Source organism: Clostridium hydrogenum (assembly GCF_021432385.1).
In the GTDB taxonomy this organism is placed as follows: Bacteria; Bacillota; Clostridia; order Clostridiales; family Clostridiaceae; genus Clostridium_S; species Clostridium_S hydrogenum.
In genome coordinates this window covers 933,923-957,906 of the sequence record NZ_JAEACT010000004.1, presented here as the reverse complement: position 1 = coordinate 957,906, position 23,984 = coordinate 933,923, and the positions used below count along the sequence as shown (strand labels likewise).

General features: G+C 29.7%; 18 protein-coding genes. 10 read left to right on the top strand and 8 right to left on the bottom strand.

Going from position 1 to position 23,984, the window contains the following annotated elements; translation table 11 throughout:
• Nucleotides 1-84: 84 nt before the first annotated feature.
• Complete coding sequence (gene metG, locus CUEA01_RS22595; protein WP_234124469.1) at nt 85-1,710, top strand: methionine--tRNA ligase; 1,626 nt, start codon at nt 85-87, stop codon at nt 1,708-1,710.
• Between the two features lie 72 nt (nt 1,711-1,782).
• Nucleotides 1,783-2,994, top strand: a complete 1,212-nt coding sequence (locus CUEA01_RS22590) for a hypothetical protein (RefSeq protein WP_234124468.1) — start codon at nt 1,783-1,785, stop codon at nt 2,992-2,994.
• 33 nt (nt 2,995-3,027) lie between these two features.
• Here the strand turns inward: CUEA01_RS22590 and CUEA01_RS22585 are convergent, their stop codons facing one another.
• From CUEA01_RS22585 to CUEA01_RS22560, 6 genes are all read right to left on the bottom strand, one after another.
• Nucleotides 3,028-4,461: a sensor histidine kinase gene (locus tag CUEA01_RS22585; protein ID WP_234124467.1), complete on the bottom strand. Its 1,434-nt coding sequence runs from the start codon at nt 4,459-4,461 to the stop codon at nt 3,028-3,030.
• A 21-nt stretch (nt 4,462-4,482) separates the two neighbouring features.
• Complete coding sequence (locus tag CUEA01_RS22580; protein ID WP_234124465.1) at nt 4,483-4,656, bottom strand: hypothetical protein; 174 nt, start codon at nt 4,654-4,656, stop codon at nt 4,483-4,485.
• A 222-nt stretch (nt 4,657-4,878) separates the two neighbouring features.
• A complete protein-coding gene (locus CUEA01_RS22575; protein ID WP_234124463.1) occupies nt 4,879-6,225 on the bottom strand; it encodes a HAMP domain-containing sensor histidine kinase in 1,347 nt (448 codons plus the stop codon).
• Nucleotides 6,209-6,895: a response regulator transcription factor gene (locus CUEA01_RS22570; protein ID WP_234124461.1), complete on the bottom strand. Its 687-nt coding sequence runs from the start codon at nt 6,893-6,895 to the stop codon at nt 6,209-6,211. The genes CUEA01_RS22575 and CUEA01_RS22570 overlap by 17 nt, the downstream gene beginning before the upstream one ends.
• Nucleotides 6,896-6,922: 27 nt before the next feature.
• Entirely contained in the window at nt 6,923-9,220 is a 2,298-nt protein-coding gene (locus tag CUEA01_RS22565; protein ID WP_234124459.1) for an FtsX-like permease family protein, read from the bottom strand.
• Nucleotides 9,207-9,863: an ABC transporter ATP-binding protein gene (locus CUEA01_RS22560; RefSeq protein WP_234124457.1), complete on the bottom strand. Its 657-nt coding sequence runs from the start codon at nt 9,861-9,863 to the stop codon at nt 9,207-9,209. The genes CUEA01_RS22565 and CUEA01_RS22560 overlap by 14 nt, the downstream gene beginning before the upstream one ends.
• A gap of 416 nt (nt 9,864-10,279) precedes the next feature.
• On the opposite strand from CUEA01_RS22560, the gene CUEA01_RS22555 reads away from it, so the two are divergent.
• The 4 genes from CUEA01_RS22555 to CUEA01_RS22540 all read left to right on the top strand — a co-directional run bounded on the left by CUEA01_RS22555 (nt 10,280) and on the right by CUEA01_RS22540 (nt 14,850).
• A complete protein-coding gene (locus CUEA01_RS22555) occupies nt 10,280-12,274 on the top strand; it encodes an oxidoreductase (protein WP_234124455.1) in 1,995 nt (664 codons plus the stop codon).
• A gap of 139 nt (nt 12,275-12,413) precedes the next feature.
• Entirely contained in the window at nt 12,414-13,283 is an 870-nt protein-coding gene (locus CUEA01_RS22550; RefSeq protein WP_234124454.1) for an alpha/beta hydrolase, read from the top strand.
• 253 nt (nt 13,284-13,536) lie between these two features.
• Nucleotides 13,537-14,112, top strand: a complete 576-nt coding sequence (locus CUEA01_RS22545; RefSeq protein ID WP_234124452.1) for a hypothetical protein — start codon at nt 13,537-13,539, stop codon at nt 14,110-14,112.
• Nucleotides 14,113-14,145: 33 nt separating this feature from the next.
• On the top strand, nt 14,146-14,850 hold the full coding sequence (locus CUEA01_RS22540) for a M48 family metallopeptidase (RefSeq protein WP_234124450.1): 705 nt from the start codon (nt 14,146-14,148) through the stop codon (nt 14,848-14,850).
• Between the two features lie 342 nt (nt 14,851-15,192).
• On the opposite strand, the gene CUEA01_RS22535 is transcribed toward CUEA01_RS22540, so the two are convergent.
• Together CUEA01_RS22535 and CUEA01_RS22530 are read right to left on the bottom strand one after the other, a co-directional pair.
• Nucleotides 15,193-15,507: a hypothetical protein gene (locus tag CUEA01_RS22535; RefSeq protein WP_234124449.1), complete on the bottom strand. Its 315-nt coding sequence runs from the start codon at nt 15,505-15,507 to the stop codon at nt 15,193-15,195.
• A 38-nt stretch (nt 15,508-15,545) separates the two neighbouring features.
• The gene (locus tag CUEA01_RS22530; protein ID WP_329604022.1) at nt 15,546-17,372 is read right to left on the bottom strand and encodes a peptidoglycan D,D-transpeptidase FtsI family protein; all 1,827 of its coding nucleotides are present in this window, start codon (nt 17,370-17,372) and stop codon (nt 15,546-15,548) included.
• Between the two features lie 300 nt (nt 17,373-17,672).
• Here CUEA01_RS22530 and CUEA01_RS22525 point away from each other — a divergent pair, with 300 nt between their 5' ends.
• The 4 genes from CUEA01_RS22525 (at nt 17,673) to CUEA01_RS22510 (ending at nt 23,954) form a co-directional block, all read left to right on the top strand.
• Entirely contained in the window at nt 17,673-19,892 is a 2,220-nt protein-coding gene (locus CUEA01_RS22525; RefSeq protein WP_234124448.1) for a hypothetical protein, read from the top strand.
• Between the two features lie 232 nt (nt 19,893-20,124).
• A complete protein-coding gene (locus CUEA01_RS22520) occupies nt 20,125-22,134 on the top strand; it encodes a methyl-accepting chemotaxis protein (RefSeq protein ID WP_234124446.1) in 2,010 nt (669 codons plus the stop codon).
• Between the two features lie 269 nt (nt 22,135-22,403).
• Nucleotides 22,404-22,931 (top strand): sigma-70 family RNA polymerase sigma factor, encoded by a 528-nt coding sequence (locus CUEA01_RS22515; protein WP_234124444.1) that lies wholly within the window; start codon nt 22,404-22,406, stop codon nt 22,929-22,931.
• Nucleotides 22,932-23,024: 93 nt separating this feature from the next.
• The gene (locus CUEA01_RS22510; protein ID WP_234124442.1) at nt 23,025-23,954 is read left to right on the top strand and encodes a GH25 family lysozyme; all 930 of its coding nucleotides are present in this window, start codon (nt 23,025-23,027) and stop codon (nt 23,952-23,954) included.
• Nucleotides 23,955-23,984 lie beyond the last annotated feature (30 nt).

Sequence of the window (23,984 nt, the reverse complement as noted above, 5' to 3'; positions counted from 1 at the left end):
TGACAGAGTACAGAGAATGATGATTTTCCTTAACTGTACTCAGTACTCTGTAATCTGTACTCTGAATAAAGGGAGGAATATAACATGAATATTTTAATTGGAGGAGCATGGCCATATGCAAATGGTTCATTGCATTTAGGACACATAGCAGCATTATTACCAGGGGATGTTATTGCAAGATATTATAGAGAAAAAGGAGATGAAGTTTTATATGTTTCAGGAAGCGATTGTCATGGAACACCTATTGCTATAAGAGCTAAAAATGAAAAGGTAGCACCAAGTGAAATTACAGATAAATATCATAAGGAATTTAAATATTGTTTTGATAAATTAGGTTTTTCTTATGATTATTACTCAAGGACAGATGACGAATACCATAAAAAAGAGATTCAAAAGATAGTTAAAAAGTTATACGAAAATGGTTTTATTTATGAAAAGGAAGTAGAACAGCTATATTGTGAACATTGCAATCAATTTTTGCCGGATAGATATGTGGAGGGAACTTGTCCAGTGTGTGGCAGTAAGGCTAGAGGAGATCAGTGTGATTCTTGTCAGACAATATTAGATCCACTAGAGTTAAATAACAGAAGATGTAAGTTATGCGGAGAAGAACCCGTTGTGAAAAGCGGAAAACAGTTATATTTTGCACTTTCAAAATTTCAGAAAAAACTTGAAGAGTATTTTAAAGAGGTTAAAAATGGGTGGAGATTGAATGCAATTAATAATACAGAAAGATATTTAAAAGAAGGCCTTCAAGATAGAGCCATTTCAAGAAATTTAGATTGGGGAATAGATGTACCAATTGAAGGATATGAGGATAAAAAAATATATGTTTGGATAGATGCCGTGCTTGGATATTTAACTGTAAGTAAAAAATGGGGAGAGGAAAATAATAAAGCTTGGGAAAAGTTTTGGCAAAAAGATGCTATAAGCTACTACATTCATGGAAAAGATAATATTCCATTTCACACAGTTATACTTCCAGCACTTTTAAGTGGAATTGGAATTGAAAAACTTCCTGGTAAGGTTATATCAAGTGAATATGTAACTTTGGAAGGACAAAAAATATCAACTAGCAACAACTGGGCAGTTTGGGCTCCAGATATAATTGAAAGCTATAATCCCGATGCAATAAGATACTTTTTTATAGCAAATGCACCAGAAAGAAGAGACACAGATTTCTCCTTTAGAGAATTTTTAAAGAAAAATAATAATGAGCTTCTTGGAGCATACGGTAATCTAGTAAATAGAACGCTAGTTTTTGCAAAGAAGTATTTTGACAACCTTGTACCAATTGGCAAGGAAGACGAAACTTTAAAAAATGCTATTTTAGGCTTGTATGCTAATGTTGGAAAGAAAATAGAACAGGGTGAATTAAAAAGTGCTATTGATGAAGTATTTGAATTTGTAAGAGGTGTGAACAAATATTTTGATGAAAATACTCCATGGGTAACTGTAAAAGAGGATAAAGAAGCTTGCGGAAATAGCATTTATAATTGCTTAAATGCAATCGCTAATTTGGCCAATATACTTGAGCCTTTCCTACCTTTTTCCTCTAAGAAAATTAAGAACTGGCTTGTGTATAATGTGGATAAATTTGAGTATAAAGCTTTAGCTTGTGGAAAACAAATTGGAGAATTTGAGATTTTATTTGAAAGATTGGATAAGGGAATTGTTGATGAGGAGCTTCAAAAGCTGAAGGGGGTATAATGAAGTATAAGCAAAAATTAGATATAATAATATAGAAATGAATTGATTTGGATGTTTTTGGGGGGACGTAAAATGCAAAATGCAAAGCTAAATTTTTATTTTTTTGGTGATACTGGTGAATACAATAAGTATAATCCAGCATACGCATGTAGTAGTGAATATGCAGATAAAATATTATATTTAATTGCAAAAAATGAGCCGTTTTCTATATCTAAAATTGAAATAGCAAGATCCTTAAATATAGATGAGGAAAAAGTTAAAAGAGTTATAGATAAAATCCAATTGATTAATGCTGTGGAAAGTAAAGACGATGCATACAAAATTAAATTTCCTGTTTTTTTAGAAGAAGATGTAATAGAAATGGAGAAGTATATAAATAATGAAGCAAAGATAATTGGTGATAAAATAATAGAAATGAAGGAGGTTATATACGAAAAAGTATCAAAACTAAGATGTACAAAAAATTATGAGTATAAGAGAATACTTTATCATGTTATTTGTGATCAAATTTTTGATGGTACTGCTTTTGAGTTTTTTTCCGAAAGAAACACTTTTTGTGCATCGAAAATACAGCCTGATAATAGGGATTATATTATTGTTGCATATGAAGATAATGATTTAATAGAAAAACATAGTAATAAACTATTGTGCAGTAGCAATAATTATAGATGCAAGGATTTTATTTTTAATAGTTTTGGAGATTCAAATGGTTCAAGGAAAGATTTATTTAGGTTTTTTAAGCTTGTTCAAAAAAGTACAGATAAGGCAAGCCAATTTAATGAACTAAATATGTCATACAATAAGCTTTTAGATCATATGAATCAAGAAATTGCAATTGAATGTGGAAAGTTAATATGTAGTATCATAAAAGATAAAATTATATATAATCAGTTATCTGAAAAAGAGAAGAACTTGGCAAAATTTTTAATAGAATTAGAATATATTGATGTGAATTCTCAAGATAATGTTCTTTTTGTTGCTATTCCAGTTTTTTATGATTTTGAAATATCCACAATAATTAAAGAAATATCAAATATCATACTTACAAGTATATTTCCTATAGTAAAAGATGTCTTTGATAATTTTAAAGCAAATTTATTAAATTCAACTGTGGCAAGGCATAAAGTGGATATAAAGGAAGCTGGGAATGAGGTATGGCATCAAATCTTTGGTGCTGTAAATGAATATTTAGTAAAAGAAGGATTTGTTGAAGCGCCTAATAATAGAGAAGAAGAAGGACGATATTTAAAAAGTATAGTGATTAGTGCAGTTGACAATGTATAGTTTTTAAGATTTACCGTATACAAGGAAGGCAAATCAACCTTCCTTGAACTCTAACCTAATTGTTTTAAGTGTTACTGAAAAGCATATAGAGCCATTATCGTATCTAACACTAATATTTCCTCCATGTCGCTCAATAATGTTTTGTGCTATGGAAAGCCCAAGCCCAGAGCCAGTATCAGGATTAAATCGGGATTTATCTGCTCTATAAAATCTTTCAAAAAGCATATTTACATTGCTTTCATCTACATTGTTACATATATTGCTTATAGAAAAAACAGCGGCATCATTTTCTTTTTTAAGCGAGATTTTGACTTCAGATGGCTGAAGACTGTATTTTAATGCATTAGAAAATAAGTTCTGTATGGCACGCATAAACATATTGATATCTACACTTATAAATAATTTTTCTGGTGTAAGCTCAGAAGAAAATTTAAGAAAATGTTCTTCAAAATCTGGCTCAAATTCGTCTAAAAGTTGATAAATAAAATCATTGAAACAAATAGTGGAAAAGTTAAATTTTAAGTCTTTGCTATTCAATTTTGTAAACATAAATAAGTCATTTGTAAGGTTTTTCATGGTTTCGGCTTTTTTCAATGAAATTCCAACATACTTATTCATTTCATCTTCAGATTTATAATTTTTCTCTTTTACGAGTTCAAGAAAACCAATAATGCTAGTAAGCGGAGAACGTATATCATGGGCTACATTTGTTATAAGCTGATGCTTTGAAGTCTCAAGTTCCCTTTCTTTAGCTATTCTGCTTTGAAGTTCAGCTGACATATGATTTATGTATTCAGCGATGCTAGAGAGCTCATCATTACCCTTTTTTTCTATTTTAAAATCTAAGTTTCCATTAGCAATGGCATCTAAGCCTGTACATATTTTATTTATATACCTCATTCTAGGTAGGGTTAATAAGTAAAATAGAATAATAACTAGAATAAGAAATATAACCGTGCTTGATAAGGTTGAAATTATAGATGCATCCGTCTTAAAACTTACAGGAACAGCAGTAAGTTGTATTTCCATAATTTTTTTTTGAGTTTCTAATGGTATTTTATATGCAAAATTATAGTAATCATTTACGTCATTACCACTGAGGTTATTAATGGTAGCTGTATAGGCTTTGTTAAAATTGAAATTTATATTTTTGTTATTAGAATTATATATTATTTTGTTTCCATCTAGTATAATAAAGTGTAATTTATATTGAGAGTAGTTTGCTTTATATTTTTTTAAGATACCTTCATAGGTGCTTAAAGTTTTTGGGTAAGCATTGTTTAATTCTAAATCAAGAGCCCTTGTTGTATCGTATAACCTATATGTACTTGATCTATAATTTTGTACATTATGCTTTAATCTAATTCCTACCTGATTAATAACATTAACTAATAAAAAACTTAGTATAAGAGAAATTATAAGTGTGAGAAAAAACTTTAATTGCATTCCTAGTACTTTAACTTTCAATTTTATATCCAACTCCCCATATCATTTTAATATAGTCTTTTTTTTATTTTTATCAAACTGGAGGGTAGTGTGAAATTTAAATTTAGCAATAAGTAACATTCGATTAAATGATTTTGATATATAATCATCAGTCCCAAGAGTTAATCCAAGTATTTGATCTGCGTCGTCTACAACTAAAATAAAATTATCACCCATAAAACACCTTCTATATTGTAAATTTAAAAGTTTGTCCAATATAAATTATACAACATTTTGTATAAAACTGTAGTAAATGTAATAAAAACTTAATAAATCAAGTTTAAATTGTAATGATTTAGGTAGTAGTTTTGTAATGTTATGAGTCTATAATGGAGATAATATTTTGATGTATTGTAGGAGGGGATAAAGTAAAAGGAGCATAGACAAAGAATTATATATTTAAATTTTTAAAACAATATTAAAAGTTAACATGCCGTTTTCCAGTTTTGCATAAGAAAATCCACCATGGAGTTTAGCTATATCTGATGTTATGGCAAGACCAAGGCCACTACCTTCACTATTTCTAGAAGAATTATTTTTGTAAAGTCTATCAAAAAATTTGCTTACATCGGTTTGTGTCAGATTATCTTTTGGAATGTTTGAAACTGAGATTACTGCAAATTCCTTGCTTAAATTATTTTCATTAAAAACTGAAACTATAATCTCGGTATTTTCTTTAGAGTATTTTTTTGCATTACTAATTAAATTATTTACTGATCTATAGATGAGTTCGGCATCTCCTTCAATATATAAGGGGGTTTCAGGCAGGTTAACCGTAAGTTTTAAATTATCCTTTTCAAATACAGCAGTTTCTTGAAATACAGCTTGTCTTATAAGCTCACTTAAATTTAACTGTTCTTTTTCTAATATAACATCCTTAGAGGAGAGCTTGGAATATTCAAAAAAGTCATCTAGCATTGACTTTAAAAATATTCCTTTTTTATCCATTATATTTATGTATTTTAATAATTCATCTTGTGAAGAGTACTTTTCTTTTTTTATCATATCTATGTAGCCAAGGATTGTAGTTAATGGAGTTCTTAAGTCGTGGGATATATTGGTTAAAAATTCGCTTCTTTTACTCTCTTCTCTTTCAAGCTTTTCTCCCATGTTATTGATATCCTCAGCAAGTTCTCGAAGTTCATTTTTATATTTTAAAGGAATACGGCAGGATAAGTCACCATGAGCTATCTTGCTAACATGTTTTTTTATGCTTGAAATATATGCAATTCTACTTTGAGTAAAAGCAAAAAATAAGAATATAAATAATATTACTGCAACAATAGTAGGCAAACTATCACTATGACCTGGTCCTGAATAAGTAAAATATAAGTAGCAGCCATTTTTTAAATAATTGCAGCCGTATACTTTAAAATCTTTGTTGTAGGTGGTATTGGGGGCTACTACTGTTTTGTTAGTTTTAAATTTAGATAAATCAAGTACCTTAATTTCATCTGTAGTAGAATAAATAATAGTACCTTTTTTAGTTACTATATATAATCTGAAAAGCTGAGAACTAGTATCGTTTTGTATTGCATTTTGTATAGCCTTCGGATTATTTAGATTTACATTTTTTAAAGCAGTTTCTGTAGTAAATATTTGTTCCTTTGCATAATTTGAAACACTTTTAGAACTAATATTGCCATATATAAATTTAAAGGTGAAAATAGTAACAATAACAGCAATAATAAAAGAGATTAATGCAAGAAGAATAAATTCGCCTCTTAGCTTAAGTATCCTTTTCAATTTTATACCCCATCCCCCAAATAGTTTTGATGTAGCGGCTGTTTTTTACTGAATCGCCAAGTTTGTCTCTTAAATTTTTTATGTGCATGGTTACAGTATTATCATTTTCAATAAAAGGGTCTTTCCATATAAGCTCATACAGCATTTGGCTTGAATAAAGCCTTCCTTTATTAGAAGCTAAAGTATGCAAAATATCATATTCTTTTGCAGTTAAATTAATTTCCTTGCCAGCTTTTTTTACGGTATATTCTTCTGAATTTATTTCTATGTCTTTAATATTAATTATGCTACTTGAAGAAGCTTTTTTAGAGGAGCGTTTCAGTATGACTGATATTCTAAGAGAAAGCTCTGTAAAATCAAAGGGCTTTACAACGTAGTCATCGCAGCCTTTTATAAAGCCATTAATCTTGTCCATCTGTTCACCTTTAGCAGTTAAAAGGATAACTGGTACATCAGATAGCTCTCTTAGCTTTCTTAGCATAGTATAGCCATCCATTTCTGGCATCATTATATCTAATAAAATTAAAGAGAAGAAAGCTTGCTTAAACAGTTGAAGCCCTTCTTTTCCATTACAGGCGTATTTAGTAGTATAACCTTCTTTTGAAAAATAGTTCATTAGCATATCGCCAATATCTTTGTCATCATCTATAATTAATATATTTTCATTCATTATATCACCCAAATAAATTATAACATTTTAATTTTCTCTTAAAAACTCAAAAGAATTATATTTTTGCATTCTCGCAAAAGGAAAAGCTAGTGATAAGATAGAAAGCACAAGGCTAACTGCAAGTGTCAGTAGTAAAGTTAAGCTGGAATCATACGCTTTAATGTTCATTATTGCTGAAATACTGTTTAAAATTAGTTTATAAAAAAAGTAAGATATAATTGTTGAAATAAATGCCATTAATAAGCCCTTAAATACGTAAACTTTTGAAATAAAGCTTTTACCAAGCCCAATAGCACGCATTATAGTTTCATCCTTTCTTTCGTCAATAAAAGTTAGGCTTAGGAGATTTAGATTGAAGATTATTGATGATACTATTATCATGATAGATAAAAATTTAAAGGTCTTTAAGTAATTTTCTATAAGCTCTGAAAACTCACTTCCTAGCGTATCTACATATGCAGCAGAGCAGTCCCCTATTTTATCCATCCATTTTGCATTGGTTTTAGAATTAATATAGTAAGAGAAACTTGTTCCTAAACCTTTGTAAGATGTTAATATATCTATGCTGTTAAGGACGGAATTGTCGTAAATACCTTTGATTTTAAGTGAAATAATTTTATTATTTATAAGAAGCTTAAGTGTATCCCCAAGTTTAAGCTTGTTTTCACTTTGATATTTAGAAGTAATTAAACAACCCACTGTGCTACTAAATAAAGACTGACCTTTTATTATATTTAACTTTAGTTTATAGTCACTTTGTTTTATTTCGCTAAGTTGAACAAATTTGTTTTTTAAATTATTATTTAATACCTTTGCAGCTGAAGTATACTCTTTTATATAGCCATTAATTCCATTTTTCTTTGTAAGAACTTTATCCAAATTGTGATTGTGAGCATTTACAAAATAATTATATGGAAGAGTGCTTTTTAGTGATTTATCTATACTTGCATTTATGGAGTTATTTAATGAAAAAGCTGTTAGTATAACTACAATTGTTATGGATAAACTTACAGAAACTAATGAAAGAGAAAAAATATTTTTATTTATATCTTTCAAAGAGTACATAATAAGTTTATTTTTAAAAGGTAATCTTGAGATTAGCTTTATGATTAAATGTGTAAGCATTAAGAACATGAGAATTATAAATATAATTAAGGCGGAAACGATAAAATTAAAGATTTCACCAGAATAAAAGCAATATAAAATTATCATTATTGGTATTAAAATTATAGCTGAGGTAAATAATTTTTTATTTATCCTTGAATTATTAAAACTATCTTTAAGTATTTGCAAGCCAGTTATGCTGTTTATTATATTTATAGGTAAATTTAAAAATATAATAAACATAAACAGGTTTAAAAGAACTCCTTTAAGAATTAATAAAAACTTGTTCATAAGGCTAATGCTGTCTGGGAGGTAGGTAAGCTTTAATACTAATGAAGAAAGTATTACTGAAGCTGCTGCACCAAGGATAATTGGTATAAGAACAATAATTGACATTTCCAATCTTAAGGCATTCTTTATTGGTTTATTTTTGATTGAAAGAAGCTTCATTATTGCTATATCCTTTTTACGCTTTATAATAGTTACGATGCAGGTACTTATAACAACAGCAGAGGATAGCATATAGCCTATAGAGGTTAATATACCTAAAGAGGCAGTTTGAGAGGTAGTGCTTTTTTCTAAGGCTTTTTCTTGATCTTTGATAGAAGTATAAGTATAACCATTTTCCTTACTTTCCAAGCGCTGCTTAAGAGCTTCTCCATTTGTGTTACCATTTATATAAATTAAATTTTTATTTATAGGCTCACCTTTAATTTTAGCGTAACCAAGTATTCTTTCATCATTAGTAACTCCACTTGGTATATTTTCAATAGCTTTTACGGTATAAATTTTAGAATTAACTGTTACTTTGTCATAGGGCTTTACCATAAGATTGTTTGCAAGGGACGTTGAAAGTATTATTTCATTATCTTTTAAATCATTTTTTGAGATTATAAGATGACCATATATTTTTATGTTTTTTAAATTTTTTAATATGCAGCTAGAGTCTTCCTTGTAGGTAATTTTATAATGCTGATTTTTTATTTTTAATAATTCATCGTTAAAAGGTTTTGATGGGTAATTTGCTTGAATAAATAAGTCACCACCATTAGCAATTCTGATATTTTGCTTATCATAGTTAGATATATTTTGCGAAATAGTAGGAACTGCAATAGACAGGGCAGTTGTTATAAAAATTATTAACATGGTCAATATTAATATAAGTTTATCCTTAGTTATTTTTTTTAGGTTGTATAGTTTAAATAAATTAATTGAGCTCATTCAAAACACCATCCTCAAGAAAAAACTGCCTATTTCCAAGTTCACCTAAATTTTTATCATGAGTTACTATTACAAGAGAACAAGCAAGTTTTTTTCTAACCTCAACAAGAAGTTCAATAATTTTGTCCCTGTTTTTACTGTCAAGGGCTCCGGTTGGTTCGTCACAAAAAATAATTTTAGGATTGTTCACTATCGCTCGAACTATTGATATTCGCTGAGCTTCTCCACCAGAAAGAGAAGAAATTTTTGAATTACGTTTATCTAGTAGCCCAACTTTTTTTAGTAAATCCTCACATCTATTAATTTTTTCTTTGGCACTTTCGTTGCTATTTATAGCTAAAAGTAAATTTTCAAGTGGAGTTAGAGCTGGTATTAAATTGGAATTTTGAAATACAAGACCTATGTTATCCTGTCGTATATTTTCTAGGTTTTTTTGCTTTTTAAAGTTTATCTCTTTATTATCAAAATAAATTTTACCCATTGTTGGTGCTTCAAGTAGTGAAAGAATATATAGAAGTGTAGATTTACCACCTCCTGATGGACCCATTATTGTAACAAAATCACCATCATTAATTGTTAGATTTATATTTTTTAATATATTTTGGTTTTTATAATTTTTATGTATTGATTTTAATTGAAGCATAAAAAGTCCTCCTTTAATTAAAATATAGGTATTCTTTTTTTGTGTGCGGTATGGTAAGACATATAGAATACCTTTTTTCACATCCGCCTATAGGTGAAATTATAAAGGAGTAAAATGTATATATAGTATAGAAAAAATAAAGAAAAAATAAAGTTTCAATAATTTGAAAAATGATATTTATTTCTATAAAATGGTGCGTAATTAGATTTTGCAATAAGTAAATTGCCAGTATTATTAAAGCTTAAATTTGAGTGTAGATGTTCTTTCTACTTCAAAATAGTTTTTATGGTATTAGGAACTTTATCAATAACTTCAAACATGTAAATATTGACATGATTATATGCAAAGGAATATAATACAATTAAAGCCACAATTATTAACAATATAGTGGCTCATATTTAATAGGGAGGTAAGTTATGGACAAGTACAAAAAGTTATTTGAACCAGTTAAAATTGGAAAATGTGAAATAAAAAATCGTTTTGCATTAGCACCTATGGGGCCTCTTGGACTCGCAGATGCTGAAGGTGGTTTTAATCAAAGGGGAATCGATTACTATACTGAAAGAGCAAAAGGCGGTACAGGTTTAATTATTACAGGAGTTACTTTTGTTGATAATGAGGTTGAAGAACATGGTATGCCAAATGTTCCATGTCCTACACATAACCCAGTTCAATTTGTTAGAACAGCAAGAGAAATGACAGAAAGAATACATGCATACAATGCAAAGGTATTTTTACAAATGTCAGGTGGATTTGGTAGAGTTACAATTCCAACAAATCTTGGAGAATTTCCTCCAGTTGCGCCATCGCCAATTCAGCATAGATGGCTTGATAAGATTTGCCGTGAACTCACAGTAGATGAAATTAAGTCTATAGTTAAGAAATTTGGAGAGGGAGCTTTTAATGCAAAAAGAGCAGGCTTTGATGGAGTTCAAATTCATGCTGTTCATGAAGGTTACCTTATAGATCAATTTGCTATTTCTCTGTTTAATCATAGAACAGATGAATATGGTGGAAGTTTAGAAAATAGACTTCGTTTTGCTCGTGAAATAGTTGAAGAAATTAAAAATAGATGTGGACAAGACTTCCCAGTTGCACTTAGATATTCGCCAAAGAGTTTTATTAAGGATCTTAGAGATGGAGCACTTCCAGGAGAAGAGTTCGTTGAAAAGGGAAGAGATGTTGAAGAGGGAATTGAAGCAGCAAAACTACTTGTATCTTATGGGTATGATGCTTTGGATACAGATGTTGGATCTTATGATTCCTGGTGGTGGAGTCACCCGCCAATGTACCAAGAAAAAGGACTTTACAGACCATATGCTAAATTAATGAAGGAAACTGTAGAAGTACCTGTTATATGTGCTGGAAGAATGGATAATCCAGATATGGCACTTGAAGCTGTTGAAAATGGAACTTGCGATATGATAAGTCTTGGAAGACCATTACTTGCAGATCCTGACTATGTTAACAAATTAAGAAGCAATAGATGTAAATCAATAAGACCATGCATATCCTGTCAAGAAGGATGTATGGGACGTGTTCAACACTATTCAATGCTTAACTGTGCTGTTAACCCACAGGCTTGCAAGGAAAGGGATAATGCACTTACACCAATATTAAAGAAGAAAAAAGTTTTAATAGTTGGTGGTGGAGTAGCTGGCTGTGAGGCAGCAAGAGTATTAGCACTTAGAGGACATGAACCAGTTCTATATGAAAAGAATGATAGATTAGGTGGAAACCTTATTCCTGGTGGAGCACCAGCTTTCAAGGAAGATGACATAGCATTAGCTAATTGGTTTGCACATACTTTAGAAGAATTAAAGGTTGAAGTTCACTTAAACAGTGAAGTTACTAAAGAGCAAATTTTAAAAGCAAATTTCGATACTGTAATAATAGCAACAGGTTCAACTCCAAAGGTATTCTCGCTTGGTGATGATGAAAAAGTATTTACAGCAGCAGAGGTTTTGCTAGGAAAGAAAGACTGCAAAGATACAACAGTTGTAGTTGGCGGAGGCTTAGTTGGCTGTGAACTTGCACTTGATCTTGCTAAAAAGGGTAAAAAAGTAACTATAGTTGAAGCACTTCATAAAATACTTGCATTAAATGGACCATTATGTTCTGCAAATAGTGAAATGCTTGAAAGATTAGTTCCATTTAACAATATAGAAGTAAAAACAAATTCCAAAGTTAAAGCTTATAAGGATGGAGAACTTGAAATAGAAACTGAAAATGGAATAGAAAAACTTAAGTGTGATTCAGTAATACTTTCTGTAGGATACAAAGAGGAAAATTCATTATATAAGGAATTAGAATTTGAACTTCCAGAAATTTATCTTTTAGGCGATGCACGTAAGGTTTCTAATATCATGTATGGTATTTGGGATGCTTATGAGGTTGCAAATCATATTTAAAAAGATATACCAGTTCAACTATTAAAATTCATGTGCACCATAATACCCAGAAGACGGCATTTTGGTACAAATAAATTTTAAGTTCCACAATGGTATATCCTTAAAAAGATATACACATAAGAAGGAGTTGATTTTATCTATGAATTCTAATGAAAAAATTTTAGAAATGGTAAAAAACATGAGAGAACAAAAAGCAAATAGATTAATTGATGTTGCTATAATTGGAGAAGAAGTTTTTATACCAACAAGAGATGGAAAAACTCGTGTTCTTATATATAAAGCTAAAAATAAAAGAGCTATGGCACCAGTATTCTTTGATGTTCATGGCGGCGGTTTTGTAATGGGAAAACCAGAACATGATGATAGCTTTTGTGATAAAGTTAGAAGTGAATTAGATATAACTGTTATATCAATTGATTACAGACTTGCACCTGAATACAAGTTTCCAACAGATAAAAATGACGTTTATGATGTTGTGAAATATGTAAGTTCGCATAGTGATAATTTTGGAATAGATCCTAACAACATGGCAATTGGAGGGCATAGTGCTGGTGCCAATATTTCAACTGTAGTGTGTATGATGGCAAAAGCACAAAAAGAATTTTCATTTAGATTCCAGGTGTTAGATTATCCTCCACTTGATGTAGCAACACCAGCTGCAGAAAAGTTTTATGTTGAAGGGGCAATTCCGCCTGAAATAGCAGCAACCTTTGACAAGTGTTATAGAGAGGAAGAAGATGCTAAAAAACCGTATTGTTCTCCAGTATTTGCGAGCATTGAAGAATTAAAAGAATTACCTCCTGCAATGGTTATAACTTGCGAGATAGATTCACTTAGGGATGAAGCAGAAGATTATGCTCAGAAGTTAATAAAAGCAGGTGTGGAGACAGTGGCAAAAAGATTTTATGGAGTACCGCATGGATTTACAATTTCACGTCCAGAATTGCCACAAAGTAAAGAAGCTTGCAAGATGATTATTGATGGGTTGAAAAAGTATTTGCTCAAATAAGAATATATAGTAAAAAAATTTATGGCTATGTTTTAAATAAGTGTCAAAATCAACGCTTATTTAAAACATAGTCATAAATTTTTTGTTTGCTATCCTATTTTTTACGCATTAAAAGAAATTGTAATTAAATATTTATAAATATGTAAATTATATTAAATATATTTATGATATAATTAGAAAAAGAAGAGATGCAAGTAGTATATTTAAAGTTAATCGTCAGCTTCACTATATATAAAGTCAGGAGGAAGGTTGTGTGAAAAAGCGAAAATTAGCATGCTTTCTGTTGGTATTGAGTGTAATAGTTATTGTAATAGGTATTTATTACAGTAATTTTGAATATGTTAGTAATAAAAATTCTGAAAAAAGAATAGCTAAGATTAATAAAGATATAAGAGACGATAAAAGTGTTAAAAATTTTTATGTTTTAGGTGGGGAATCTCAGCTAATACAGTTAATAGGTCAAAAAAGTAAGTTTGGAATTGCAAATAAAACTTTTAGAGAAAAAGTGTTTGTTGATACAGAATTATATTTATGGGGAGATAAGGATAATATTATTGGCAAAAGCTTAACAATTGTTGGCAAGAGTCAAGATGGAAATAAAATTCAGCTTGCAAGCATTGGGAAAGTTTCTAAGAACGGGCATATAAAAATACCTGGTGAATCAAACGATATTTCAGTTGCAAAAGAACAACTATCATTAAAATTCCCCAAAAAAGGTAAATGGGATTTGGATATATATATTGATAATAAGGTGTTTGGAAAGTTATCTGTAAATGTGTTACCATACGTTCAGAATAATTCATCAGCACCGTCATCGGATTTATTGTAAAAACCTAAGATAAATAAAGAGAAGGGAAAGAATATGTTAATACAATTTGGGGATGAATTAGTTGAGGTTCTTATTGCATATAGGCGAAGAAAAACTATAAAAATAACCATAAAACCTGATTTAAGCGTGGAAGTAATAGCACCTATGAGGACCTCTAAGAAGTATTTGAAGGAATTAGTGCTAAAGAAAACTTCATGGATATTAAAACATAGAGAGAGAATGAAAAAAAGCCTAAGAATAATTAAAGAACATGAATACAAGGATGGGGAAGTTTTTTATATTTTAGGCAAATCGTACAAGCTAAGAGTAATGAAGAGCAGCCAGAATAATGTATTTATTTTTCAAAATGATATTTTTATATGTGCCAAGAAAAAGGATGATATGGATTATAAAAAAAGGCTTATGGAAAAGTGGTATAGTGACATGGCCTTAGCTAAATTGAAAAATATTTATGATAACGTTTGTGAAAAATTTAAAGAAATATATGAGAATAAGCCACAGTTGGCTTTTAGAAAAATGAAGGCAAGATGGGGAAGTTATACCCCAATTGAAAATAAAATACTTTTAAATTCTAATCTTATCAAGGTCCCAGAAGAATGCATAGAATATGTAATAGTTCATGAACTGTGTCATACTCGATACTTAAATCACAAGAAGGAATTTTATAATTTTTTAGAGCATTTTATACCGGAATGGAAAAGCATAAGGGAAGAATTAAATAGATATGCTAATGTTTAGTAAAATTCAGAGTACAGAGTACAGCGTACAAAGTACAGTGAAGGATACACTTACTAGGGGTTTGGGCTTAAGCCCATGTAGGTTCTTTAACTTAGTAGATGCACTGTCAATAGTAGTGCAATAAAACTTTGTATATTAATAATCTTTGCTACAGAAAATCTTAAAACTTATTTTTGATTGCGTAAGCAATCGTGGCATTACTGTTGTCGGCGAAGCTGACAACAGTTAAGTTTAAGATTTACCTAACGTAAGGAAAGGTAAATCATCTTTCACTGTACTCTGTACTCTGTCAGCTGTACTCTGAATAATGGTTCGTGTTTTTATTATTTGTGTGGTAGCCTCTTAGCTTTGTTTATTTTTTATAGCATCAAATACATATGTTAATAGTGAACAAACAATCATTAATAAAACAATTGAAACAATACTAATATTAAAGCCACTTTTTTTAATTGTAATTGGGTAAAGAAAATATAGTTTAAATACATAGCCTATAATATAGAAGATTAAGCTAGTGAAAAGAATAATTAAGAATGCTTTTTTCTTATATTTAGGATTTAACGATATGTTATTATATTTATTATGTCTTTTATCCTTAATAAGTAAAAACAAGCCTACCAGCATGATAGCAATAAAAATTAATTCTAACACTATAGCCATATTTACCTCCATATAGATTTAATTTTAAATTATAATATTTACGGTTGAGTTCCCTGACTGCCTTGGGTTGGCCAAGTAAATTTACCCTCTTGAGCAAGATAGGTAAATATGTTTTGAAATAGTTCTTTTGCAGTAGGGGCTGCTGTTGAACTAGCGTAATAACTATCATTTGCGGTATTAGGATCAGTAATTGATACTAATACCGTTATTTTAGGGTCATCCATAGGAGCCATTCCAGCAAAGGAAGCTATGTAGTTACTATGATTATAACCACCAGTCTTAGGATCTGGAATTTGGGCAGTTCCGGTTTTACCAGCAATATTTAATCCGGGAATTTCAGCTGCATATCCAACAGCACCTTTGTCAGAAACTACGTGTCTCAAATAAGTTCTAAGTTGGCTAGATAAGTTTGAATCTAATATAGTTTTTTTGCCAAAGTTATCATAGTTTTTGTCAACTACTGTTTTACCACCATCATTATGAGTTATTTGTTTCATAACATGAGGCCTTATCCAAGTTCCACCATTAGCAACAGCGTTAAAAGCTGACATGTACTGTACAGCAGTTACACCTATACCTTGTCCAAAAGCCATATTAGCCAATTCTACATTGTGTATTTTATTAGCTGGATTTACTATTCCGGAAGCTTCTCCAGGTAAATCTATACCAGTTTTATGACCAAACCCAAACATATCTATAAACTTAAGTAAATTTGGTTTTCCAATTTTTAAACCTAATTCTACAAAACCAACATTGCAGGAGTTTTTTATAATATCGATGAAATTTTCTGCACCATGACCATCTAACTTCCAGCAATTTATTGGAGTACCATCAACTTTAGTGCTTCCATTACATTCAAAAGCATATGCATTGGGATCTGTTACAGTGCCTGTTGCAAGTCCTGTATAAGCAGTTATTACTTTGAAAATTGAACCTGGTTCGAAAGTAGTTTGAACTGCACTATTTTGCCAAAGCTGATAAATTGGTATTTTCGTGTTGCTAGGTTCTGTATGTGGATTATTAGGATCATAATCAGGCTTATTCACCATAGCAAGTACCTCACCAGTCTTAGGATCCATTACAGTTATTGTAACTGCTTTGGCACTATATTTACTTAAGGCTTCTTCAGCGGCCTGCTCGGCATATAGTTGGATATTTCTATCAATCGTTAAAACAACATTTTTTCCGTTTATTGGTGAAACATTAATTGAATCGTTGTACGGAAGTTGATTTTTAGCAGCATCTGTTTCTAATTTTTCTCTACCTGGTATTCCAGAGAGCTCTTTATTATAACTCAATTCAACTCCTGCCACTCCGTTATTTTCCAAGTTGGTATAACCGAGGACATTAGCCAAAAAATTATTGTTTACATACTGTCTTTTGGTATCTGAGGAAATTACAAGTCCATCAACTTTTAAAGCTTTAACTGCATCTGATTCGGTTTTGTCTATTTGTCTTGCAAGAGTTACATATTTAACTTGAACTCCATCATCTGAAGTTGGATATAGTATTTTTAAAATTTTAGCTGATGACATTTTTAAAATTGGTGATAATTTATTTGCAAGTTCTTCTTTTGTCATTTTGTTTTTTAAATAACTTGTTAAGGTATTCATATCAACGTCAATTCTATAAGCATCAACACTAGTAGCAAGTTTGTCCCCATTTCTATCAAGTATATCACCACGCTTGGCTGGAATTGTTATATCAAGTGTATTTTGAGCTGCAACTTTTTGACGAAGCCAATTAGAATCTATAAACATTAAATAAAAAAGCCTACCTGCTAAGAAAATGAAAAGTGCAACTAATATTGAAAATATAAATAGAAGCTTTTTTCCAAGTATGATTTTGTTATTTTTTCCCCTCAATGGAATCAATCCCTTCTAGTTTCACTATCTCTAATAAAATTAATGATATCATAATTTAGAGTAGTGAGTAAAGAGAATATGCCATCTTAAAAATCCAAATTGCAATTTCCAAGTTGTTTATTTAAATCTTTACTAAAAGTTAAAAAACATAAATAAAAAATTCAAGAAAAATTAATAAATTAATCTGCGAGAAATGGCTATTTTACATGGTTTTTAAAGTTTTGTGAAGTAGACAATATTATTAAAGAAATTTATAATTAATAATAAGGATAAAAAGCAAAAGGAAGTGATGAGCTATTTATGAACATATACCAACTATATTATAATATTGAAAGTGATGATAAAACACTAAATATAGAAAGCCAAAAATCTACTATTCCTGAAGAATTGGATTGCTTAGAAATAGAGGAAATAGAAAATAGCTGCATTTCATGTTGTTTTAAGGATATGTCCATGAATAAAAAGAATCTCGTGACACCAATATTACCATTTTTTAAATTAAGGAGCGGAAAGTACTGTATTTATAAGGTAAGTGCTGTAAAAGAAAGTCAATATTTCTATCATATACTTGTTTTAGATTGCAATAAGACTTGTTTTGAAAGATTAGAAAATACTTTGAAATTTAATGTAAAAGAGGAATATCTTATAACAAATAAAGAGTTTCAAGAAAGTGGTTTTAAGGCTAATGGTGAAACAATAGAGAATTTTTTTAGATTTATGGGCTATTTTGATTATAAAATAATTGATTGGAAAATAAGTTATATACAAATTTTATTTGAAGTAATAAATTGTGGGTTTAAAGAAGCAAGTTGTAGCAATATAATAGAAGCATTAGATTTTGCAAATGATTATAGTTCAAAAGGCATTTTTGAAAAGATAACCTTTCGTATGGATGAAGAAGAATTGATGGATTTGATATCCTGTGTACCACAAAAAGATATAGAAATTATATTTAAGTTTTTGCTTAAAACTTTAAGCTTATCTGATAATAAAGAATGTATAGATAAAGCATATAGCATACTATTTAATTGTATTCACTTTTTAGTTTCGGATATGTATGAGGTTGAAGCTACTACGATAATGGAAATTTGTGATAATATGAAGAAATTTAATGAGTTTAGTATAGAAAAATTTATTATAAAGACAGCGGAGGACATTAGAATAGAGAGGTTAATTGTTTTCCTTGAGAATGTAGGTAAACCTAGGCATGCATATTTTTATTTATGTAGTTTACTTGGAGAATTTATAGCTCTTGAAGAAAAGCAAAAATCAAAAGTATTTTGGAACATTTTTGATAATAGTTCTGACCTAAAAAAATTTGTTGATTTATGTCTCAAAATATTAATTAATTCTCAAAATGAATTTAGAGATGTACTTAAGTATATAGCTAAGGATTTAGAATATATTACAAATATAATGAATATAAGTTATGAATTGTGTTCATCTATGGATAACTATAATGTAGTAATATGGGCTTATAGCGAATTGCTACTTAAACTTGATTCAGATACAGTTAAAAAAATGAATACAAAACTTATGGATAAGAATTATGGCGGTGATATACTTATATTTGTCTATAAAAATAGAATAAAGAATGCGGACAATAAGAAAAAATACTTTATAAAGTATTGCATTAATGTTTTTGACGAAAATGAGGAATATAGGAAGAAGTATTTTTCACTTGCATTAGAGGAACTTCTTGTAAGTTTTAATAATTATGATTTTAACATAGAGTTTTATAAGAGTTTTACAAGATATATTGAAGAAAGAAATTTAGAAAAATATATAGGAAAACTTTTGGCTTCAAAGCTTGTATATAAGTTTCAAAATGTTGCTCAAATTGAAATCCCTTCAGAAAGTTCTAAAAGTGTTATAGAAGAAATGAATTATATAAAAAGGCTTTATGATGTGGAAGTTAGCCCCGATATTTCTGAAATGATACATTTTGCAGATTTACTTAATAGGAGGACTATTTCAGTAGAAAGATTTTTATGTTATGAAAAGAAATTAGATTTTGAAGGAATTGATGAAGAAAAATATGAAAAAGCATTAAACTTGCTTTTTAAAGTTATATGTCCTCAATTAAAAGATGTTTCTAGTCATATGAAAATGATGAATATGTTGATGTATAATAAATTTTTTAATGTGTATTTTACTGCTTATTTAAATGAAATGAGTGAAATTTTAAGCTATAGTGATGAATCGAATATTAATGTAAAAAATTCATATAAAATATATCTTGATTTTGTCTGCTTTATAATAAAAAGTAAGAACTTATTTTCGGAAAAACAATATAGGGATATTGAAAAGTTTATAGTTTCAAGTCTTGAAAAAGCAAAGATATATGACTTTGGTAATTTTAATGAATATATGGATAATATTATAAGTAGTATTTCAAAAAATAAAGAGGCGAAAAAAATCCGTAGGGAATGGCAAAAAATGTATAAGCCCTTAAGTGAAAATGAAAAAATTAGAAATATTATAACTAAGATAAAGAGAATTACAAGTGTGGAAAAATAAAATGGCTTCAATAAATCATTAGAAAAAGGTGCGATTATTTAAAAAAAAGAAAATAATTGCACTTTTTTTATGGAAAAATTGCAATAAATAATCTATAATAAATATTAAGAAAGTATTGAGAAATTTTGAGCAATTGTTACATAATTTGCCCCACGATATACGAATTATGTAGAAATGTAGTATGAAGATACCCACTTGTAGCAGATATGTTTTAACGGAGGAGGTAAGAAAATTGAAAAAGAGTTTAAAAAACACCTTGATTAAATTATTTTTAGTATTTATTATTATTCCGCTTATAGCGCTAGGTGCATTTTCAGATATTATGGCATCAAAGGCAATTAATCAAAAAATAGATGAATTAGCCAAGTCAGCAGCAACTCAAGCTGTTAATACAATAAATCAAGATGTAACATCGGTAAATAATTATGTTCAGCAATTAAGTAATAATCCTCAGCTTACAGGACTTGCAGCTGGTGATGAGAGCTTAAGAGATCCTGTATATAATTATTTGCGTCAGCTAAAAATGCAAAATGGTAGCCAGATAGAAATGTTATCAGTAGTTAATGGGCAAGGAAAAGAAATAATTACTAGTGATGATGAAAATGTAAATATTGATTTAAGCAGCAATGATTCTGTTCAAAGTGCTTTAAGAGGAACTCCAGATACAAGTGCAATTGAATTGTCACAAACTACAGGAAATAGAGTAATAGCTATTACTTATCCTTTAAAACAAGATGATAAAGTTGTTGGTGCAGTAGTAGGAACAATAAAATTTGATGATATTGCAAATTATGTTTCTCAAATAAAAATAGGTAACAAAGGTTTTGTATATATGATAGATAGTTCAGGGCTCGTAATCTACCATCCTACTAAGAGCAAATCATTTACACAAAACTTATCAAGTGCCAAAGATACTCAGCTTAAAAAACTTGTAGCTAAAATGAAAAGTGGCACAAGCGGATTTGGTACATATAAAGGTGATAATGGAACTGAAAGGGTGTATTATGAATCAGTAGGCGTAGATGGATGGATAGCAATTGGTTCAGCAAACCTAGGCGAAAATAGACAAACCTTAAATATGATTCAAATAGGAACAGTAATAATAGCTTTAATTTCAGCTGTAATATGTGTTTTAATAGCTTCTAGTATAACCCAAAAAAATATAATAAGGCCTATTGAAAAACTAAAATTACTTATGAAAACTGCTGGAAATGGTGATTTAACAGTTAAAGCTGATATAAATACTAAAGATGAAATTCAAGATTTAGGTGAGAATTTTAATGTAATGATTGAAAATCAAGCTGGAATTATAAATAAAATTAGAGCTGGTTCGGGTGATTTTACAGCATCTTCACAGGAACTTTCAGCTTCAAGTGAGGAGATAAGTGCATCAACTCAGCAAATAGATTCTAGTATACAACAGGTTGCTAATAATGCTGACAAGCAGAATCAGCTTGTTAAGGAAACCTCAGCTGCATTAAATGAATTATCAGACCTTGTCAAGGTTGCAGAGGAGAAGGCAATTGAATCTAAGAAAAATTCAGAGTATACAATGAATACAGCAAAAGAAGGAAGAAATAAACTTGAAAGCACGATTAATGCTATTGGGGATATAAGTAAGTTCGCAGATGAAACTGCAAATATCCTTGGAGTATTAAATGACCTTTCCAAAAGAGTTGGCGGGATTATAGGAACCATAAATGGAATATCGTCACAAACAAATCTTTTAGCCTTAAATGCGGCAATAGAAGCTGCTAGGGCTGGAGAACACGGAAAAGGATTTGCTGTTGTTGCTGAAGAAGTTAGAGAACTTTCAGAACAAACCACTTTACAAGCAAATGAGATAGACAACCTAATAAATGAAATGGTTGGTCAAATTTCTAAAGCTGTAAAATCAGCAGCAGATGGAAGAGAGACGGTAAAAGTTGGAGTAGATGCTATTAATGAAACTGATAGGGCATTTATGTATATTATAAATTCCGTAAACAGTATAGTAAAGGATATTGATGAGACTGTTAATGTTACAAAAGATGAAGTGGATAATTCAACAAAGATAGTTGAACTTACTTCTTCTATTGCAGAGATTGCACATTTTACAGCAGGTGAAAGTTCAGAGGTGGCTAAAGCAGCAGAGAATCAATCAGCTATAGTTGAACAGCTTGCATCAAGCGCAGAGGAATTAAGTGCTGTGGCAATTGAACTTAATAACTTTGTTGAAAAATTTAAAACTAATGCGAAGTAAGTGTATCGCAGGATATTAAATAAATTGGCTATGTTTTAGATAAGTGTGAAAATCAACACTTATTTAAAACATAGCCAATTTATTTAATAGAAAGGCGGTAAAAATCTTGTATTACAAGATTTTTACCGCCTTTCTATTGTTTTGTACAAAACAAGTAATAAATTGAGTATTATGGATAAATATTTATATATTATAAATGTAAAAAAATAATTGGTTTACAAAATAGAACATTTTATCTTTTAACCATATAAAAAATATGGAGGGGTATTATGGATAATTTGTATACTATGATGATTAGTGCAAAAAACAAAGATGAAAATTCACTAATGAAAATTTTGAATAAATTTGATCCTTTGATAAAGAAATATGCAAGAAAATTGAATTATGATGATGCAAAATCAGAATTAATAATTACGTTAATAGAAACTGTACTTTTTATGCCTATAGCTGATAAGCAATATTTGCAGAAAGATGAATGTATAGTTGGATATATAAGTAAATCTATAAAAAATAAATATATATACCTATCTAAAAAGAAGAGTAAAATCGAAGGAATAGAAACAGAGTTGAATTTAGACACATGTACCGATAAATATTATATAAGTGCTGATAATTCTCTTTTGATTAAAAATTTATTGGACAACCTATCTGATTTACAAAGGGACATAATAATACAAAGGTTTTTTCTTCAATATAGTGATGTAGAAATAGCAAGTAGACTATGCACATCTAGACAAGCTATTAACAGAATTAAAAACAGAGCACTTAAAAATATGAAAAAATATATTAACTACTAAAGTTTACAAAATAAAGCAAAATTCTTATATATATAGTGTAAATAAAAATTCAATCGATTGAAAATAAGTAGAAATTTAAGGAGTGATTTACAAATGTATCAAGGAATAGATGTATTTTCAGGTACAAACGTTACAAATTGGAGTTCTGTAAAAAATAGTGGTATTCAAATGGTATATATAAAAGCTACTGAGGGAGTATCATATACCAACCCGTTAATGAATTCTCAGTATAATGGAGCAAAGGCTGCTGGAATATTAGTTGGTTTTTATCATTTTGCTTCTACAAATAGTCCTACAGCAGAATATAACTACTTTATGAATGCAATAAGTGGTTATGGACAAGATTTAAAACCTTGCTTAGATTATGAAATTGATAATGCTGATTACAGCTTTATAAACCAGTTTATGGCTCAAAATTCTAATTTGATATTTTATGGATCTCATTCAATTGCTGATAATACTGGTTTAGCATTAAATAAAATTTGGATAGCAGAGCCAGGAACATCACCTTCAGGTACAAATGGATATGCAGGTATTCAATATTCATGGTATGGACAAGTTGACGGTATTTCTGGTGATGTAGATAGAGACTGTTTTGATAGTATCGTTTTATCAGGCAATGTTCAGCCTACACCTACAGATAATAGTGTTGCACAAATTCAGCAAAAGTTAAATACTTTGCTTAAGCTAGGTTTAGTTGTAGATGGTATACAGGGACCTCTTACGACATCAGGCATTGAAGAATTTCAAGGTATTATGGGATTGACTGAAGATGGTATTTGGGGAAGTATGACAGAAGGGGCTTCAGATCAAATTTTTTCAAGACCTACAGATGGCGTTGCATATCCTCATTATGAATATGCAACGCGATATATTCAATTTCGTTGCGGTTCTTCAGTTGATGGTACATTTGGTAGTATAACTGAGTCATATGTTGAAAGCTGGCAATCAAATCACGGACGTACTGCAGATGGAATTGTAGGACCAGCAACCTGGAGTATGCTACTCGATGAAAATGTATAGAAACTATTAAATAAAAGGACTATTACAATA

What these genes read in the sequence shown, in the direction of transcription:
- metG (WP_234124469.1), top strand. Translation starts at nt 85, where the DNA reads ATGAATATTTTAATTGGAGGAGCATGGCCATATGCAAATGGTTCATTG.
- CUEA01_RS22590 (WP_234124468.1), top strand. Translation starts at nt 1,783, where the DNA reads ATGCAAAATGCAAAGCTAAATTTTTATTTTTTTGGTGATACTGGTGAA.
- CUEA01_RS22580 (WP_234124465.1), bottom strand. Translation starts at nt 4,656, where the DNA reads ATGGGTGATAATTTTATTTTAGTTGTAGACGACGCAGATCAAATACTT.
- CUEA01_RS22570 (WP_234124461.1), bottom strand. Translation starts at nt 6,895, where the DNA reads ATGAATGAAAATATATTAATTATAGATGATGACAAAGATATTGGCGAT.
- CUEA01_RS22565 (WP_234124459.1), bottom strand. Translation starts at nt 9,220, where the DNA reads ATGAGCTCAATTAATTTATTTAAACTATACAACCTAAAAAAAATAACT.
- CUEA01_RS22560 (WP_234124457.1), bottom strand. Translation starts at nt 9,863, where the DNA reads ATGCTTCAATTAAAATCAATACATAAAAATTATAAAAACCAAAATATA.
- CUEA01_RS22555 (WP_234124455.1), top strand. Translation starts at nt 10,280, where the DNA reads ATGGACAAGTACAAAAAGTTATTTGAACCAGTTAAAATTGGAAAATGT.
- CUEA01_RS22550 (WP_234124454.1), top strand. Translation starts at nt 12,414, where the DNA reads ATGAATTCTAATGAAAAAATTTTAGAAATGGTAAAAAACATGAGAGAA.
- CUEA01_RS22540 (WP_234124450.1), top strand. Translation starts at nt 14,146, where the DNA reads ATGTTAATACAATTTGGGGATGAATTAGTTGAGGTTCTTATTGCATAT.
- CUEA01_RS22535 (WP_234124449.1), bottom strand. Translation starts at nt 15,507, where the DNA reads ATGGCTATAGTGTTAGAATTAATTTTTATTGCTATCATGCTGGTAGGC.
- CUEA01_RS22525 (WP_234124448.1), top strand. Translation starts at nt 17,673, where the DNA reads ATGAACATATACCAACTATATTATAATATTGAAAGTGATGATAAAACA.
- CUEA01_RS22515 (WP_234124444.1), top strand. Translation starts at nt 22,404, where the DNA reads ATGGATAATTTGTATACTATGATGATTAGTGCAAAAAACAAAGATGAA.
- CUEA01_RS22510 (WP_234124442.1), top strand. Translation starts at nt 23,025, where the DNA reads ATGTATCAAGGAATAGATGTATTTTCAGGTACAAACGTTACAAATTGG.